Source organism: Wolbachia endosymbiont of Tuta absoluta, from assembly GCF_059414725.1.
The window spans coordinates 1-1,028 of sequence record NZ_JBNRJY010000772.1 but is presented as its reverse complement, the minus strand read 5'-3'; the positions used below and the strand labels follow the sequence as shown (position 1 = coordinate 1,028).

The window sequence follows — 1,028 nt, the reverse complement described above, 5'->3', positions numbered from 1 at the left end:
GAATAGTAATCTGTGATATATGCTCCTTTATCTGATAACAATAGCAAATCATTATTGAGTTTTAAAAAAAGCACCTTATCTGAATCAAATGTGAAACAATTATAATGATTTAACAGATCGATCTCGCTTATTATGTAGGACGCCCTAGTCCTTTGTATTATGCTGAACGATGGTCGAAAGAGTTGGGTGGTGCGCAGATTTATCTTAAACGTGAAGACTTGAATCATACAGGCTCGCACAAGGTCAACAATACCATCGGTCAGGCATTATTGGCGAAGCTTTCTGGAAAGAAACGTATTATTGCAGAAACAGGTGCGGGGCAACATGGTGTTGCAACAGCAACCATCGCAGCACGTTTAGGTCTCGAATGCGTTGTCTTTATGGGTGCTGAAGATGTTAAACGTCAGGCGATGAATGTCTATCGTATGCGTTTGCTCGGAGCAACTGTTGTTCCTGTAGAAAGTGGCTCTAAAACATTAAAAGATGCCATGAACGAAGCAATGCGAGATTGGGTCACCAATGTTGACTCAACTTATTATGTCATTGGTACAGTTGCAGGTCCGCATCCGTATCCACAATTGGTACGTGATTTTCAGTCGATTATAGGTCGTGAAGCACGTCAACAAATTCAACAGCAGGCAGGTCGTTTACCTGATGCCTTGGTTGCATGTGTGGGTGGTGGTTCAAATGCGATGGGCTTGTTCTACCCATTCTTAAATGATCGATCAGAATTGCTTAAATTAGCCTTCCCATTTTTTGAAAATGAGACAAGCATTTACACCGCCAAAACCGAAACTGTTACTCATCACAGTATTCAATTTTGCGTCACGTTTTTCAAGTACGATGTCATAACCTTTTGCACCTTCATCAAGTTCAGTCACATTGATGTTTGGTGCGATAAAGTCGTTTTGCATCATCAATACAGAGTAAATTGCTTCTTGAACACCAGCAGCACCTAAGCTATGACCTGTCATAGATTTGGTTGAGCTGAGTGGAGGTACATTGCCTTCACCGAACGCACGTCCCAT

Annotated in this window: 1 protein-coding gene and 1 pseudogene; one reads left to right on the top strand and one right to left on the bottom strand. The window is 41.6% G+C overall.

Annotated features, from left to right (window positions below; genetic code table 11):
- Positions 1-116: 116 nt before the first annotated feature.
- Positions 117-710, top strand: a pseudogene (locus tag ACJ5GX_RS08015) (pyridoxal-phosphate dependent enzyme); the annotation flags it as partial.
- Positions 711-740: 30 nt separating this feature from the next.
- On the opposite strand, the gene ACJ5GX_RS08010 reads toward ACJ5GX_RS08015, so the two are convergent.
- The gene (locus tag ACJ5GX_RS08010; RefSeq protein ID WP_495292888.1) at positions 741-974 is read right to left on the bottom strand and encodes a hypothetical protein; all 234 of its coding nucleotides are present in this window, start codon (positions 972-974) and stop codon (positions 741-743) included.
- Positions 975-1,028: the final 54 nt, after the last annotated feature.

Bases quoted from the DNA above. Each gene is read 5' to 3' on its own strand.
- ACJ5GX_RS08010 (WP_495292888.1), bottom strand. From the start codon at position 974: ATGACAGGTCATAGCTTAGGTGCTGCTGGTGTTCAAGAAGCAATTTAC.